General features: G+C 72.2%; 12 protein-coding genes. 7 read left to right on the top strand and 5 right to left on the bottom strand.

Annotated features, from left to right (window positions below; translation table 11 throughout):
- Nucleotides 1-55 precede the first annotated feature (55 nt).
- The 3 genes from IR212_RS16415 to IR212_RS16405 all read left to right on the top strand — a co-directional run bounded on the left by IR212_RS16415 (nucleotide 56) and on the right by IR212_RS16405 (nucleotide 3,908).
- The gene (locus IR212_RS16415; protein ID WP_194396919.1) at nucleotides 56-1,267 is read left to right on the top strand and encodes a glycosyltransferase; all 1,212 of its coding nucleotides are present in this window, start codon (nucleotides 56-58) and stop codon (nucleotides 1,265-1,267) included.
- A 5-nt stretch (nucleotides 1,268-1,272) separates the two neighbouring features.
- On the top strand, nucleotides 1,273-2,550 hold the full coding sequence (locus IR212_RS16410) for a glycosyltransferase family 4 protein (protein WP_194396918.1): 1,278 nt from the start codon (nucleotides 1,273-1,275) through the stop codon (nucleotides 2,548-2,550).
- A 317-nt stretch (nucleotides 2,551-2,867) separates the two neighbouring features.
- Complete coding sequence (locus IR212_RS16405) at nucleotides 2,868-3,908, top strand: GlxA family transcriptional regulator (protein WP_194396917.1); 1,041 nt, start codon at nucleotides 2,868-2,870, stop codon at nucleotides 3,906-3,908.
- Between the two features lie 31 nt (nucleotides 3,909-3,939).
- Here the strand turns inward: IR212_RS16405 and IR212_RS16400 are convergent, their stop codons facing one another.
- Nucleotides 3,940-4,353, bottom strand: a complete 414-nt coding sequence (locus tag IR212_RS16400; protein ID WP_194396916.1) for a DUF7144 family membrane protein — start codon at nucleotides 4,351-4,353, stop codon at nucleotides 3,940-3,942.
- Between the two features lie 197 nt (nucleotides 4,354-4,550).
- Here IR212_RS16400 and IR212_RS16395 point away from each other — a divergent pair, with 197 nt between their 5' ends.
- The 3 genes from IR212_RS16395 to IR212_RS16385 all read left to right on the top strand — a co-directional run bounded on the left by IR212_RS16395 (nucleotide 4,551) and on the right by IR212_RS16385 (nucleotide 9,711).
- The gene (locus IR212_RS16395) at nucleotides 4,551-6,218 is read left to right on the top strand and encodes a SulP family inorganic anion transporter (RefSeq protein WP_194396915.1); all 1,668 of its coding nucleotides are present in this window, start codon (nucleotides 4,551-4,553) and stop codon (nucleotides 6,216-6,218) included.
- A 93-nt stretch (nucleotides 6,219-6,311) separates the two neighbouring features.
- Nucleotides 6,312-8,528, top strand: a complete 2,217-nt coding sequence (locus tag IR212_RS16390) for an ATP-dependent Clp protease ATP-binding subunit (protein WP_194396914.1) — start codon at nucleotides 6,312-6,314, stop codon at nucleotides 8,526-8,528.
- A 340-nt stretch (nucleotides 8,529-8,868) separates the two neighbouring features.
- Nucleotides 8,869-9,711: a UbiA family prenyltransferase gene (locus IR212_RS16385; RefSeq protein WP_194396913.1), complete on the top strand. Its 843-nt coding sequence runs from the start codon at nucleotides 8,869-8,871 to the stop codon at nucleotides 9,709-9,711.
- Between the two features lie 87 nt (nucleotides 9,712-9,798).
- On the opposite strand, the gene IR212_RS16380 is transcribed toward IR212_RS16385, so the two are convergent.
- The 4 genes from IR212_RS16380 to IR212_RS16365 form a co-directional block, all read right to left on the bottom strand.
- Nucleotides 9,799-10,938 (bottom strand): FAD-dependent oxidoreductase, encoded by a 1,140-nt coding sequence (locus IR212_RS16380; RefSeq protein ID WP_194396912.1) that lies wholly within the window; start codon nucleotides 10,936-10,938, stop codon nucleotides 9,799-9,801.
- On the bottom strand, nucleotides 10,931-11,635 hold the full coding sequence (locus tag IR212_RS16375) for a methyltransferase domain-containing protein (protein ID WP_194396911.1): 705 nt from the start codon (nucleotides 11,633-11,635) through the stop codon (nucleotides 10,931-10,933). Before IR212_RS16375 ends, IR212_RS16380 begins: the two co-directional genes overlap by 8 nt.
- Before the next feature lie 70 nt (nucleotides 11,636-11,705).
- Entirely contained in the window at nucleotides 11,706-12,866 is a 1,161-nt protein-coding gene (locus IR212_RS16370; protein WP_194396910.1) for a type III polyketide synthase, read from the bottom strand.
- A 123-nt stretch (nucleotides 12,867-12,989) separates the two neighbouring features.
- Nucleotides 12,990-14,456, bottom strand: a complete 1,467-nt coding sequence (locus tag IR212_RS16365; protein ID WP_194396909.1) for an MFS transporter — start codon at nucleotides 14,454-14,456, stop codon at nucleotides 12,990-12,992.
- A 57-nt stretch (nucleotides 14,457-14,513) separates the two neighbouring features.
- Here IR212_RS16365 and IR212_RS16360 point away from each other — a divergent pair, with 57 nt between their 5' ends.
- Nucleotides 14,514-15,050 (top strand): helix-turn-helix domain-containing protein, encoded by a 537-nt coding sequence (locus IR212_RS16360; RefSeq protein ID WP_194396908.1) that lies wholly within the window; start codon nucleotides 14,514-14,516, stop codon nucleotides 15,048-15,050.
- Nucleotides 15,051-15,062 lie beyond the last annotated feature (12 nt).

The following is a 15,062-nucleotide window of genomic DNA, read 5'->3' as shown; positions in this document are numbered from 1 at the left end:
CCGCGCGTGTCCCGACCCCCCGCGCGCCCCCGCCGCACAGACAGGCCCCCATCACGTGACCGATCCTGCGACGCCCGACGCCTCCGATCCCGCAAGTCCGAGCCCCCTCACGATCCTCATCGGCGCCGACACGTTCCTGCCGCATGTCAACGGCGCCGCGCGGTTCGCCGAGCGTCTGGCGGCAGGCCTGGTCGGGCGCGGCCACGACGTGCACGTGATGGCGCCGAGCAAGACGCACCGCGAGCACGGCACCTTCACCGAGGTGATCGAGGGCCAGCCGATGACGATGCACCGGCTGCCGTCGTGGCGCTGGTACCCGCACGACTGGCTGACGTTCGTCATGCCGTTCCGCGCGAAGCACTACGCCCGGCGGGTGCTCGACACGGTCAAGCCCGACGTCGTGCACATCCAGTCGCACATCGTCATCGGGCGCGGCCTGGCGCGCGAAGCGGCCAAGCGCGGCATCCCGATCGTCGCGACCAACCACGTGATGGCCGAGAACATCCTCGACTTCACGACCCTGCCCGATGTGCTCAACAAGCGGTTCGTCAAGATCGCGTGGGCTGACGCCAAGCGCACGTTCGACCTGACGCGTGCGGTCACCACGCCGACCCGCAAGGCCGCGGACTTCCTCGAGTCGACCATCGACATCACCGGCGTCATCCCGGTCAGCTGCGGCATCGACGCGTCGAACTACACCGCCGACCTCACCCCGCGCGATGCGCACCGCATCGTCTTCGTCGGGCGCCTCACCACCGAGAAGCAGATCGACGTGATCCTGCGCGCGATCGCCGCCCTCGACCCCGCCCTCGACGTGCGGTTCGACATCGTGGGAAGCGGCGACCAGCGACGCAACCTCGAACAGGTCACCGACGAGCTGGGGCTGTCGGAACGCGTGCACTTCCACGGGCACACCAGTGACGAGGAGCTGCGGTCGCTCCTCACGAACGCGAGCCTGTTCGCCATCGCCTCGATCGCCGAGCTGCAGTCCATCGCCACCATGGAGGCGATGGCCTCGGGGCTGCCGATCGTCGCCGCCGACGCCGTCGCGCTTCCGCACCTCGTCCACGACGGCGAGAACGGCTACCTGTTCCGTCCCGGCGACGTGGAGGATCTCGCGGCCAAGCTCACCACCGTGCTCACGCAGTCGCCCGAAGAGCGCCTGCGCATGCAGCAGGCCTCGCTCGAGGGAGTGAAGGTGCACGACATGCGCCGCACGCTCGACACGTTCGAGGCGCTGTACCGCGGCGAGCCGCTTCCGGAGTAGCCGCCGTGCACGTCCTGATGTTCGGCGACCAGCACGTCGAGTCGCTCGGCGGGGCGCAGGTGTCGATGCGGCTGCAGCGCCGCTTCCTCGAGAAGGCGGGGCACACGGTGACGCTCGTCGCGCCGGGCATGCACGGGCGGCGGGCACGGGCGGAGGCATCCGATCCGTCGTATCTCGATCTGCCCTCGATCCCCCTCACGCTCGACCGCGAGTACGCGATGGCGTGGCCGGGCCGGCGCACCGATCGATGGCTGGATGCCGCCCTTCGGCGCCTCTCGGACGAGACCGGGCGTCCGCCGGTGGACGTCGTCCACGTGCAGGCGGACTTCTGGGGCGCGTTCATCGGGCACCGCTTCGCCCAGCGCCATGGCCTGCCGGTGGTGCACACGATGCACAACCGCGTGGACGTGGGGGTCGAGGCGACCGCGCCGCTGCCGAAGACCGTGCTGCGGGTGCTCAACGCGTGGCAGCGGCGCGCCCTGGGCGTCGTCGGCGAGAGGCCCGCCGGGCGGGACGGCTGGGCGTACCTCCGCCGGTTCGCGTCGCGCTCGGATGCCGTCACCGCCCCGTCGTCGCACTTCGCCCGCCGCCTCGACGCGCACGGCGCGGTGCCGCGCAGTCGCCGTGGGAGTGCGCCGGGCCGCGCGGGGGAGAGCCCGGCGGCGGTCGACGTGATCTGGAACGGCATCGACGACGACATCCTCGACGAGGTGCTGGCCGAGCAGCCCGCCGGGCGTCCGTCCGGCCGGCCGCGGTTCGTGTGGCTCGGCCGCATGAGCCCCGAGAAGCGGCTGCTGCCGTTTCTCGAGGCGCTCGCCGCATCGGGCGTCGACGCCGACGTCGAGATCATCGGCGGCGGCGGGCAGCTGCGTGCGGCACGGCGGCTCGTCGACAGGCTGCGGCCCCGCGCCACGGTGACCTTCGCCGGTCGCATGCCCTACCCGCAGACGCTGCGGCGCATCGCCGCCGCGGACGCGGTGGTGCAGACCTCGATCGGCTTCGAGACGCAGGGCATGACGATCTTCGAGGCGGCGTCGCTGGGGACGCCGGCGATCGTCAGCGACCCCGACCTCGGCGCCGAGCTCGAGACCGGCTATTGGCCCGTCGGCGACGGGAGGACGCCGGATGCCTCGACCGCGGCGCTGGCGGAGGCGCTGCGGGCCGCGGCATCCGACATCTCCGCCGGCACCGCGCGCGTGCCGGACCCGACCATGCGCGAGCGCTTCCGTCAGTCGTCGCGGACGGCGGCGATGATCGCCGTCTACGAGCGCGTCACCTCCTGACGTCCGCGCCCGGCGGTTGCCGCCCGCACAGTCGAGGACTCCTCAGGCGAGGAGTCCTCGAGTTCGGAATGGGGGCCGCGGGCCGGACTCAGGGAAGACGGGCGCGGTCGGTGGGAATCCGACGGTAGCCGTCGGAGCGGAGGGCGGCGATCGTGGAAGCGACGGCCACCGCGGACAGTGCTGTGAGAAGAATCACCATGAACATGGCAGAAACGCTACGCTTGCGTTGTGACTGCCACGAGTGGCAGGATGGACACACACCGCAGGAAAACTGCCACGCTGGCAGGAGCCTCAGATAAGCACCGAGAGGACCCGAGATGAAGACGGTCGCCTGCATCGTGACGGACGGATTCGCCCCGTTCGAGTTCGGCGTGGCGTGCGAGGCGTTCGGCCTCGACCGCACGGAGGACGGCATCCCGAACTTCGACTTCCGCGTCGTCACGCCCGAGCCCGGTGCGGTGGAGTCCAAGATGGGCTTCTCGATCAACGTCGCGGCCGACCTGTCGTTCGCGTACGAGGCCGACCTGGTCGTGGTCTCGCCCATCCCGCACCAGTACTGGGGCCGCGTCGACCCGCGCGTGCTCGATGTCATCCGTCACGCCGTCGCGCGCGGCGCGTGGGTGCTGAGCGTCTGCAGCGGCTCGTTCGTGCTGGCGGCCTCGGGCGTGCTCGACGGCCGCCGCGCGACCACCCACTGGATGTTCGCGCAGAAGATGAAGGAGATGTACCCCGCCATCGACGTCGACCCCGACGTGCTCTACGTGCAGGACGGCCGCATCATCACGAGCGCCGGCACCGCGGCGGGCCTCGACGCGTGCCTGCACCTGCTGCGTCAGGAGCTCGGCGCGGAGCTCACCAACAAGATCGCCCGCCGCATGGTGGTGCCGCCGCAGCGTGACGGCGGGCAGGCGCAGTTCATCGCGAACCCGCTGCCGGCGACGACGTCGCTCTCGCTCGCGCCCGTCACCGACTGGATGCTCGACAACCTCCGCCTGGACCTCACCGTCGACCAGCTCGCCGCCAAGGCCCACATGTCGCCGCGCACGTTCGCCCGACGGTTCAAGGCCGACTTCGGCGCCACGCCGGCCGCGTGGCTCGCGCGACAGCGGATCATCCACGCCCAGCGTCTTCTCGAGAAGACCGACCTGGGGCTCGACCGCATCGCCTACGAGTCCGGCTTCGGTTCGGCCGCCGTGCTGCGGCAGAACTTCGCGCGCGTGCTCGGCATCACACCGACCGCCTACCGCGCCCGGTTCGCCTGCAGCCTCGACGAGGTCTGCGACGACGCCGCGATGACGGATGCCCCGGCCTCCGCCGAAGCGGTGGCCGAGGCATCCGTTCTCGAGCCGGTCGCCTGACGCAGACGACGTCAGGCGGCCCGGAGGCGGGTCAGCGCGCGTACTCCTTGAGCTCGCGGCCGTGGACGGTCAGGGCGTAGATCACCAGGATGTCCAGCGCCAGCACCGCCAGCGACAGCCACGGCTGCGCGGCGATGAGGGTCAGCTGCCCGATCGCGTTGAGCGCGACGAGGATGATGGCGACCACGCGCGCCCACGTCGCTCCGGTCAGCAGCGCGATACCGGTGAGGATCAGCAGCAGGCCGATGATCAGGTGCCACCATCCCCACGACTGGATGTCGAGGGAGAACAGCGCCGACTCGCCGAGGAAGAAGGCGGTGTCGGGCCCGATCAGCGCCTGAAGGCCGTGGAAGGCGTCGATGGTGCCGGCGATGATGAGGACCACGGCGGCGAAGACGCCCCAGCCCACCCAGCCCGTGACGGTGGTGTCGTTCTTGTTGCTCATGTGCGGGTCCTTTCGTGGCGGCGAGGTGCCGGACTGACGCCGTCCGAGCGGCGGCCCGACGTCGATCGACAAGCTACCGAGGCTGAGAGAAGCCTGGGAAGGACTTTCGTCACGCAGGTCGCGTGAATTTCGCGCGGCGACGGGCGAATGCGCACGAGTCCCGACCGCGGTCGAGAGGCCTTCGCTACCTTGGGCGCATGCCGCTCGACCCGCGCACGTGGTTCACGCGCGCGACCCTTCGCAAAGACGCCGTCGCGGGGGTCATCCTCGGTGTCGAAGCGGTGCCGGATGGGCTGGCGGCGGGCCTGCTGGCGGGGGTGAACCCCCTCGCCGGTCTCTACGGCTATCTCTTCGGCATGGTGGGCGCGGCCGCGCTCACCAGCAGCGCCTTCATGGCGGTGCAGGCCACCAGCGCGATGGCGCTGGTGGTGTCGGACGCCGAACTCGACCGCCTGCCCGACCCGAGCCGTGGCCTCTTCACGCTGGCCATCCTCACCGGAATCATCATGGCCGTCGCGGGACTGCTCCGCGGCGGACGCCTGATCAGCTTCGTCCCGACCGCGGTGATGACCGGCTTCGTCACCGCGATCGGCGTCAACATCGTGCTCGGGCAGCTGTCCAACTTCACCGGATACCAGGCGGAGGGCGCCAACCGGCTGCTCAAGACGCTGGACGTGCTCGTCCACGTCGGGCAGTGGAGCATCCCCTCGCTCGTCGTCGGCGCGATCTCGGTGCTCGTGATCGTGGTCCTGCTCCCCACGCGGGTGGGAAGCCTGGGGCTCGTCATCGCGGTCGTCGTGGGATCGGTCTGCGCGGTGCTGCTGAACCTCTGGGTGAGGGGCGACGTGGTGCTGCTGCGCGACATCGTCGACGTGCCGCGAGGCCTGCCGGCGCCGGTGCTGCCCAGCCTCGGCGATGTGCCGGCGCTCGTGATCCCCGCCCTGTCGCTGGCGTTCATCGGCCTCGTGCAGGGCGCGGCGGTGTCTGCCGGCATCCCCACGCCCGACGGCCGGCGTGCCGACGCCAACCGCGACTTCCTGGGGCAGGGGCTGGGCAACGTGGTGTCGGGGGTGTTCCAGGGCATGCCGGTGGGCGGGTCGATGTCGGGCTCGTCGCTCATCGTGCAGGCGGGCGCCCGCTCGCGGGCGGCGCTCTTCATCGCGGGCGTCGTCATGGCGCTGGTCATCTTCCTCGCGTCCGACCTCGTCGCCTACGTCGCGATGCCCGCCCTCGCGGGGCTGCTGATCGTCGTCGGCTGGCGCGCGGTCAAGCCCAGCCGGGTCTACTCGGTGATGAAGTCCGGGCCGCTGCCCACCGCCGTGATGGCCGTGACCTTCGGGCTCACCCTGATCATCCCGCTGCAGTTCGCGGTGCTGGTCGGGGTGGGACTCGGGGTGATCCTGTACGTCGCCGAGCAGTCCAACAGCGTGCGCGTGCGCGCGGTGAGCCTGTCTCCCGACGGCCGCATGCGCGAGAGCGACCCGCCGGCCGTCGTGCCGGCGGGCGAGGTGCTCGTGCTGCAGCCCTATGGCAGCCTCTTCTTCGCCAGCGCCCCGGTGTTCGAGCGGCAGCTGCCCGATGTCAGCCGCGAGTCGGCCGGGTCGGTGGTGATCGTGCGCCTGCGGGGGACCGATGAGATCGGGCTGTCGCACGTCGAGGTGCTGCGCCGCTTCGCCGCGCAGCTGCGGGACGCGGGCTCGTCGCTCAAGATCGTGGCGGTCGAGGGCCGGGTGATCTCGCAGCTGGACGCCGGCGGTCTCACGGCCGAGATCGGCGCGCGCAATGTGTACCGCGGCACGGAATGGGTCGGCGAGACGGTGCGTGCCGCCTACCGGGACGCCCGCGACGAGCTGCGAGGGCGCTAAGCGCGGCCGCTGCGGCTTGTGGCGGCATCCGTCGCCTGGTAAAGTTGAGTCTGCGCGGCTCAACTTTGCCGCACCGCAGATTTCAGGAGACAGATGAACGCCACGCAGCAGCCCGGACAGGAGGACGCGCAGAGCGCCCTCGAGCAGTTCGGAATCAACCTCACCGACCGCGCCCGCCAGGGCAAGCTCGACCCGGTCATCGGGCGCGACAGCGAGATCCGCCGCGTCAGCCAGGTGCTGACCCGACGCACCAAGAACAACCCCGTCCTCATCGGCGAGCCCGGCGTCGGCAAGACGGCCGTCGTCGAGGGCCTCGCCCAGCGCATCGTCGCGGGCGACGTCGCCGAGTCGCTCAAGAACAAGGAGCTCGTCACCCTCGACATCTCGGCGCTCGTCGCCGGCGCGATGTACCGCGGCCAGTTCGAGGAGCGGCTCAAGAGCGTGCTCAAGGAGATCACCGAGTCCGACGGCCGCATCATCACGTTCATCGACGAGCTGCACGTGCTGATGGGCGCCGGCGGCGGCGAGGGGTCGGTGGCGGCATCCAACATGCTCAAGCCGATGCTCGCGCGCGGCGAGCTGCGCCTCATCGGCGCCACCACTCTCAACGAGTACCGCGAGTTCATCGAGAAGGATGCCGCGCTCGAGCGCCGCTTCCAGCAGGTCTACGTCGGCGAGCCCTCGGTCGAGGACACCGTCGCGATCCTGCGCGGACTCAAGGGCCGGTACGAGGCCCACCACGGTGTGACCATCAGCGACGGGGCACTCGTGGCGGCGGCATCCCTCTCGCATCGCTACATCCCGTCCCGTCAGCTGCCCGACAAGGCCATCGACCTGATCGACGAGGCGATGAGCCGGCTGAAGATGGAGATCGACTCGAGCCCGCTCGAGATCGACCAGCTGCGCCGTCAGCTCGACCGCATGCGGCTCGAGGAGCTGGCGCTGAAGAAGGAGAAGGATGCCGCGTCGAAGGAGCGGCTGGCCAAGCTCCGCGAGCAGATGGGCGCGGCCGAGACCGAGCTGTCGGAGCTCGAGAAGCGGTGGGAGCGCGAGCGCGCCGGCCTCAACCGGGTCGGCGAGCTGAAGAAGCAGCTCGACCAGGCGATCATCGACCGTGACCGGGCGCTGCGCGAGGCGGACTACACGCGTGCGTCCAAGCTCGAGTACGAGACCATCAAGCGCCTCGAGGTCGAGATCGCGCAGGCGGAGCAGGCCGAGGCCGCGTCGTCGGGTGACCGGATGGTCAACGAGCAGGTCACCGACGAAGACATCGCGGCCGTGATCGCCGCGTGGACCGGCATCCCCGTCGGTCGTCTGCTGCAGGGAGAGAGCGAGAAGCTGCTGCACCTCGAGGCCGAGCTCGGCAAGCGTCTCATCGGCCAGAAGTCGGCGGTCAAGGCGGTCGCCGACGCGGTGCGGCGCAGCCGCGCGGGAATCAGCGACCCGGGGCGTCCCACGGGCTCGTTCCTGTTCCTCGGGCCGACCGGCGTCGGCAAGACCGAGCTCGCCAAGGCGCTGGCCGACTTCCTCTTCGACGACGAGCACGCCATGGTGCGCATCGACATGTCGGAGTACGGCGAGAAGCACTCCGTCTCGCGCCTGGTCGGCGCCCCTCCCGGCTACATCGGCTACGAGCAGGGCGGCCAGCTCACCGAGGCGGTGCGCCGGCGGCCGTACTCGGTGGTGCTGCTCGACGAGGTCGAGAAGGCGCATCCCGAGGTGTTCGACGTGCTCCTGCAGGTGATGGACGACGGGCGCCTCACCGACGGCCAGGGCCGCACGGTCGACTTCGCGAACGTCATCCTCATCCTCACGTCCAACCTCGGCTCCCCGATCCTCATCGACCCGACCCTGTCGGCCGAGCAGAAGCGGGAGTCGGTGATGGCGATCGTGCGGCAGGCGTTCAAGCCGGAGTTCCTCAACAGGCTGGACGACATCGTGATGTTCTCCGCGCTGAGCGAAGACGACCTCGCGCAGATCGTCGAGCTCACCGTGGACGCCCTGCAGCGGCGGCTCAAGGACCGGCGCCTGACCCTCGCCGTGACGCCGGACGCTCGCGCCTGGCTGGCCGAGCGCGGCTACGACCCGGTGTTCGGTGCGCGGCCGCTGCGCCGGCTCATCCAGTCCGAGATCCAGGATCGCCTGGCGATGGCGCTCCTGTCGGGGGGCGTGCGCGACGGCGACGTCGTCCGCGTGGATGTCGCCGCCGACGGCTCGCAGCTCGTGCTGACGAGCGACGGTCCGGCCGTGCCCGCGTCGCCGATGGCCGACGACGAGGACGTGATCGAAGCCGAGCTGCTGGACGACTGAGGCCGCTCGGGCGGCCCTGCGGATGCCGCCGGAGCTCGTGTCGCTCGGCGGTGTGGCGCTCGGTGTCGCGGGTCAGGGTCGCCGGGTCCGTTGCTCGGGCGTGCGTTGCTCGGTGTCGGGGCCGGGTGCATGGTCGGCTTGCTCGGCCGTGCGGCGTTCGGTGGGGCGGCAGGGGCCGGGTGCATGCTCGGCCACGCGACACGCCGGGGGAAGGGGCGGTCTCTCGGCGTGCCGCCGCGATCGGCCATGCACCGCGAACCGGATGCGCACCCCGCCAGTCGCCATGCACCGCGCACCGGATGCGCGGCAGGACCGATGCCGCGGCGTGAGAGCATCGAGGATGCGCACCGTCCGCGCCCTGTGGGGCTCGTCGCACCCCGGGCCGACCCTCGTCGTGACGGCCCTGGCCCTCGCACTGGGCGTCGCGACCGGCCTCGAGCCCTGGCGGCTGGTGCTGCTCACGCTCGCGGTGTTCGCCGGTCAGCTGTCGGTGGGCATCTCCAACGACGCGCTCGATGTTGCCCGCGACCGGCGGGTCGGCCGCACCGACAAGCCGATCGCGCGCGGCGACGTCGGACTCGGCGTGGCGTGGGGCGCGGCGTGGGGGCTGCTCGCAGCGGCCCTCGTGCTGTCGGCGCCACTCGGATGGCGGATGCTGGCGGCCCACGCGGTCACGCTCGGCTCGGCGTGGGCGTACAACGCGGGTCTCAAGTCCACGGCGTGGTCGATCGTGCCGTTCCTGGTGAGCTTCGGGCTCTTCCCCTCGCTGGCCACCCTCGCCGCACCCGAACCCGCCTTCGCCGCCGGCTGGGCGTGGATCGCGGGTGCGGCACTGGGGGCGGCGGTGCATCTCACCAACGTGCTGCCCGACCTCGACGACGACGCGCGCACGGGCGTCCGCGGCCTGCCGCACCGCCTCGGTCCGCGCGCGTCGGCGATCCTGGCGGCGCTCGCCGTGCTCGGTGGCGCCGTGGCCGTGCTGCTCGGTGCGGTCGGCGCAGACCTCTCCGCGGTGCAGCCGGTGTCCTGGGCGTTCTTCGGAGCGGTCGCGCTGCTGGCCGTGGCGACGGCGTGGCTCGCGTCGACGAAGCCGCCCAGCCGTCTGCTTTTCCGGCTGGTGATGCTGGCCGCGCTGCTGCTGGCCGCGCAGCTCGTCGCTTCGGGCGGTGCCCTCGCGGCGTGACCCCCATCCCCGCCGACCCGCAGGGCTCGATGTCGCTCGTGCGGGCCGACCATTACTGCAGGCGGCCCTGGCGCACGCCCGGCGGCGTCACGCGTCGGCGTCGAAGCCCATCGCGTAGGCGCGGGCGAACAGGGCGGCGGCGGGCGGCGCGAGCATCGCCCGCACGCCGGCGCGGCGCAGGGGGTCGGCGGCGCGGAGCGGCCGGCCCAAAGCGGTGTTCATGGCTGCGAGGGTCGCCGCTCGTCGAGCCGACCGCAGCCGCCGGGCCTGCCAGCGCGCGAGCTCGGCGTCGGGTGCGCTGCCGGTGGTGATCCACTGCGCGAGGAGCGGCGCGAGGGTCGCGGCGTCGAGCAGCCCGAGGTTCATGCCCTGCCCGCCGATGGGACTGACCTCATGCGCGGCATCGCCGATGGCGAAGACGCGGCCGTTGCGCAGCTGCGGCGCGAGCACGCGGCGGACGCCGAAGGAGGTCGCCTCCTCCACGCCGCCGGCCGCGTCGCCCTCGCCGCGGCGGGTCAGCGCGTCTCGGAGTCGGACGACCCGGGCCGCGGGGTCGTCTGCGGCGCCGGGGTCGTCCCAGGCCACGAACCGTCGGTAGCCGCCCGGGAGCGGGAAGGACTCGAGCACGCCGTGGCGATCCAGGTGGACCACGGCGACCTCGGGGTCGGCGTTGCCGGAGGCGGGGGCATCCGTCATCAGATAGCGGTCGGCGTACTCGCGGCGCGGGACGGCGTGCGGCCGGTAGACGAGGTCGCGCCCGCCGGCGCCGGCCGCGACGACGACGATGCGCGACTCGAGCTCGACGGGGCGTCCGCCGACGCCGGCTCTCACCACGACGGTGTCGCCCCGCGGAAGCACGGCCCGCACGTGGGCACCGCGCAGCGGCTCGGGCGCGTCGGCGGCGAGCACGGCCTCCGTGGCCGACTGGGGCAGCGTCGCCACGAACGGGAACCTCGTGGAGAGCCGGTCGAACCGGACGCTGCCCAGCACCCGGCCGTCGGTGCGGGCCTCGCCTCGGCGCACGCGGACGGCATGGCCGAGGAGGCGGTCGGTCACTCCAGACGGCTCGAGCGCGGCCAGCACGGGCGCGTGGACCCCGATCGCGCGGGTTCCGCCGCCGGCAGCCGGGCGGCGCTCGAGCACCCGCACGTCGACGCCGCGTCGCTGCAGCTCGCCGGCGAGCAGCATGCCCACCGGCCCGGCGCCGACGATGGTGACGTCAGCCATCGCCTCGCGCCACCGCGACGAGTCGGAAGGGGACGGGCATCCGCACCGTCCACGCGCCCGGCTCGGTCTCGTCGAGGAGCGTCGCCAGCTCACCCGGCGTGTAGCTGCGACGGATGGAGCGCAGCCCGTCGGTGCGCAGGAAGGTGCCCGCCTGGAACGGCGTGATGCCCACGGCGTACAGGCCGTACGCGATGCGGGAGCGGGCGATGTCGCTATGCAGCACGACGCCGCGCGACAGCGCGCGCGACTCGGCGGCGAACGCGGGAAGGCCGGGCCCGAGGTGGTGGAGGACGTGGTTCGACACCACGGCGTCGAACGTGTCGCCCTCCGCGACGAGGGTGGCGGCATCCGCGCACCGGAAGGTCGCACCGGGGATCGGCTCGCGCGCCTCCGCGACCTCGTGCGCTCGCTCGTCCGGGTCGATGCCGACCCACGACACGTCGAGCCCGTCGCGCCGCGCGGCCGCCGCGAGCCGGGCCACCAGATCGCCTCCGCCCGAGCCGATGTCGAGCACGCGAGCGGGGCGCTCGAGCGCGGTGAGGTGCGGTCGCAGCAGGCTCCGGTAGACCGTGCCCCAGCCCGAGACGAGGCGGTTCACGGTCTCGAAGCGGCGCAGCGTCGCGCGCAGCCGCTCCGGGTCGCACGCGGGGTCGTCCATGAGCTCGGCGAGCCGCTCGTCGCGGACCGCCAGGCTCACGCCGCCACCCCCGCGCTCGTCGCCCGGCGCGAGCGCGCCGGCACCCCTGCTCCCATCGCCCAGGAAGAGGTCACGCCGTGGCCGCCATCGCGAGCTCGTCGCGGTGGGCCGCCAGGTCGGCCGGCCGGCGGCGCGTGAGGAGCGCGGACTCCACCGTAAGTCCCGGACCGAACGCGAGTCCCGCGATGGAGGCGCCGTCGGCGAGCGAATCGTCGCGCAGCAGCGCGGCCAGGATGAACAGGATCGTGGCGCTCGACATGTTGCCGAACTCGCGCAGCACCGACCGTGACGCGGCGAGGGCGTCGGGCGGAAGCTCCAGCCCCGCCTCGACCCGGTCGAGCACGCTGCGCCCGCCCGGATGCACCGCCCACACCGCGGGCGGCTCGCCGTCGCCGACGAACCGCACCACCGCGCCGCGGATCTCGCGCCCGATGATGCGGGGCACCTCGGCCGACAGCACCATCTCGAAGCCGTTGTCGCCGATGGTCCACACCATGTCGGTCTCGCCCTCGTCCGTCAGGGCGGTGCCGAAGCGGTCCAGCTCCAGCCCGCCGGGGCGCCCCATGGCGTCGTCGGCCGTGATGACCACGGCGGCGGCGCCGTCGGCGAAGACGGATGCCGCGACGATCTGCTGCGGGTCGGCCGACGCGCGCACGTGCAGCGAGCACAGCTCCACGCACACGACGAGCACGACGGCGTCGGGGCGCGTGGTCGCGAGCGCGGTCGCCACCCGCAGCGCCGGAAGCGCCGCGGCGCACCCGATGAACCCGAGGTGGCAGCGTTCCACGGTGGTGGGCAGGGCGAGGTCCCGGACCAGCCGGTAGTCCGGCCCGGGTGCGAAGAATCCGGTGCACGAGACGGTGACGACGTGGGTGACGGCGGATGCCTCGATCCCGCCGTCCGCGAGCGCGGCGCGCGCGGCCGAGGCCGTGAGACCGGGCGCGAGGCGCGTGTAGAGGTCGTTGCGGGTGCCCGTCGTGGGCGAGAGCAGCAGCCCGTCGGTCCCGAGGAAGGTGCGGGCCGCCGCGCCCTCCGTCACGTCGGGAAGCCCTGCGAGCTCGTCGACCACGGTGTGGCGTCGCTCGATGGCCGACGCGTCGAACACGGCCTGGATCCGGCGCCTCGTGAGCCGGTCCACGTCGGCCTGCGCGGCGAACAGCGCGCGGACGTCGTCCTGGAAGATGCGGGTCGGAGGAACCGCTGTGCCGATCGAGACGATGCGGGCCGTCATGGAGCAACCTAAGCATGCCGGGACGCCGCGTCGCACCGGATTGCCAGATCCCGACACGTGGGATAACGGATGGCGCGACCCGCCCCTGCACGCCGGGCCGCGGCATCCGGACCCCTCCGCCGGTCAGCGCCCCGGCTCGTCAGCGCCCGAGTCTGCGTGCTCGGCGTGGGCGTCGGGCAGTTCGCGCAGGCGCCAGAAAGGGCCGATGACGACGAAGAGGCAGGCGAACAGCTGCCCCGCGGCGGCGAGCCACAGCGTCGGCACGGTGCCGATCCAGGTGCCGAGGGCGCCGGCGAGCAGCGCCGCGATCGGCATGACGCCCCACACCACGAATCGGACCGACGCGTTCATGCGTCCGAGCAGGCGCGGCGGCGTGATGCGCTGCCGGAAGGTCACCTGGGTGATGTTGTACAGCAGGATCGTGAAGCTCATGATGAACCCCTGCACCACCAGGAAGGGGAAGGCGAGGGCGGGCAGAAGGGACGCGATCGGCAGGAAGAAGGGGGCCACGCAGAAGGCGATCGCGCTGAGCGGGATCGCGCGCGCCTCACCCAGGCGGCCGACGATGCGGGGCGTCGCGACGGCGCCGACGAGGCCTCCGATCGCTCCCACCGAGAACACCAGGCCCATCATCTCGGGCGTGAACCCCAGCTCGCGCAGCAGGAAGATCGGCAGCAGGGTCGCCGTGATCGTGCCGAAGAAGTTGCCGCCGGCGGTCGTGCCGACGATCCGCCGCAGCAGCGGGTTGCCGAACACCCACCGGAGCCCCTCGCCGATCTCGTGCACGAGAGGCTTGCGGTCTTCGGGCGGCCGCAGCTGCTCGCGGTCGCGGGTGAGCAGCAGCGCGACGAACGAGAACAGATAGGTGCCGACGGTGGCGAGGATCGCGAGGGGCGCGGTGAGCACGCCGATGAGCCAGCCGCCGATGCCGGGACCGGCGATATTGGCCAGCTCATAGGTCGCCTGGAGCTTGCCGTTGGCCTCCGCGATCTGGTGGGACCTCACCAGCGACGGGATGATGCTCTGGTACGAGACGTCGAAGAAGACCGTGGCCACGCCCATGATGAGCGCGACGAGGATCATGTGCCAGATCTCCAGCACGCCGAGGAGCGCGAGGACCGGCAGCGACGCGAGCGCGACGGCGCGCACCAGGTCGGCCCAGATCATCACGTGCCGCTTGCGCAGGCGATCGATCCACGCCCCGGCGGGAAGCCCGACCACCAGGAAGGCCGCAGCCTGGGCCGCGTTCAGGACGCCGACCTCCCACTCGGTGGCGTTGAGGGCGAGGACGGCGAGGACCGGGATCGCGAGTTCGGTGATCTGCGCGCCGAACTGGCTGAGCGCCTGACCGCTCCACAGCGTCATGAAGTTGCGGTCGCGCCAGAGTGAGCGCCGGCGGGCGGGTGCGGAGGACGGGGACGGTGCGGCTGCGGGTGCGGCAGTCGCGGCCCGCGCGGCGCCCTCCTGGTCGGCCTGCACCGCACCCTCGACGCTGCCCCGGGAGGCGGGGATCGTCGCCTCGGCACGGGCCTCGGCGAGCACGCCGTCGTCGATGTCGCCGGCGAGCGTCGGCTCGTCTGATTGAGACATGTCGATCAGTGTGCGTCACCGATTGAGTACTGTCAATCACTTCGGTACGCTGGCGGCATGGCCGGCACGGGCGAGGAGCGGATCGAGCTGCGCCGCGGCGATCCCGAGGCCGAGGCACGTATGCGCGCGCTGAGCTCGCCCCTGCGACTGCGCGTCCTGCGCCTGTGCGCGTTCGAGTCCCGCACCAACAAGGAGCTCGCCGAGCTGCTCGGGGTGAACCCCGGCACGATGCTGCATCACGTGCGCACCCTCGTGCAGACCGGCTACCTCGCCGCCCAGCCGGAGCGCAGCGGCGCACAGGGAGCCCGAGAGGTGCCGTATCGGGCGACCGGGCTGTCGTGGCGCACGTCGATGCCCGGCGGCTCGCACGTGCTCGTCGAGACCTTCCTGCAGCAGATCCAGGGCATCGATCCCGACGCGCTCGACGCGACGTGGCTGGGGCTCAAGCTCAACGCCGAGCACCGGGAGGAGTTCCAGCACCGCCTGTACGAGCTCGTCAACGAGTTCAAGGAGCGCGCCCCCGACCCCGACGGCGACCCCTACTCCTTCTTCAGCGCCCTGCATCCCGACGTCAACCCGCCGGCACCGAGGTGAGCCGAGCGCCTT

This window comes from Microbacterium atlanticum, from assembly GCF_015277815.1.
Taxonomy (GTDB): Bacteria; Actinomycetota; Actinomycetes; order Actinomycetales; family Microbacteriaceae; genus Microbacterium; species Microbacterium atlanticum.
The sequence above is the reverse complement of the archived record's forward strand: the minus strand, read 5'-3'. Positions and strand labels throughout refer to the sequence as shown.

What these genes read in the sequence shown, in the direction of transcription:
- IR212_RS16380 (WP_194396912.1), bottom strand. Translation starts at nt 10,938, where the DNA reads ATGGCTGACGTCACCATCGTCGGCGCCGGGCCGGTGGGCATGCTGCTC.
- IR212_RS16365 (WP_194396909.1), bottom strand. Translation starts at nt 14,456, where the DNA reads ATGTCTCAATCAGACGAGCCGACGCTCGCCGGCGACATCGACGACGGC.
- IR212_RS16370 (WP_194396910.1), bottom strand. Translation starts at nt 12,866, where the DNA reads ATGACGGCCCGCATCGTCTCGATCGGCACAGCGGTTCCTCCGACCCGC.
- IR212_RS16395 (WP_194396915.1), top strand. Translation starts at nt 4,551, where the DNA reads ATGCCGCTCGACCCGCGCACGTGGTTCACGCGCGCGACCCTTCGCAAA.
- IR212_RS16390 (WP_194396914.1), top strand. Translation starts at nt 6,312, where the DNA reads ATGAACGCCACGCAGCAGCCCGGACAGGAGGACGCGCAGAGCGCCCTC.
- IR212_RS16360 (WP_194396908.1), top strand. Translation starts at nt 14,514, where the DNA reads ATGGCCGGCACGGGCGAGGAGCGGATCGAGCTGCGCCGCGGCGATCCC.
- IR212_RS16385 (WP_194396913.1), top strand. Translation starts at nt 8,869, where the DNA reads ATGCGCACCGTCCGCGCCCTGTGGGGCTCGTCGCACCCCGGGCCGACC.
- IR212_RS16405 (WP_194396917.1), top strand. Translation starts at nt 2,868, where the DNA reads ATGAAGACGGTCGCCTGCATCGTGACGGACGGATTCGCCCCGTTCGAG.
- IR212_RS16400 (WP_194396916.1), bottom strand. Translation starts at nt 4,353, where the DNA reads ATGAGCAACAAGAACGACACCACCGTCACGGGCTGGGTGGGCTGGGGC.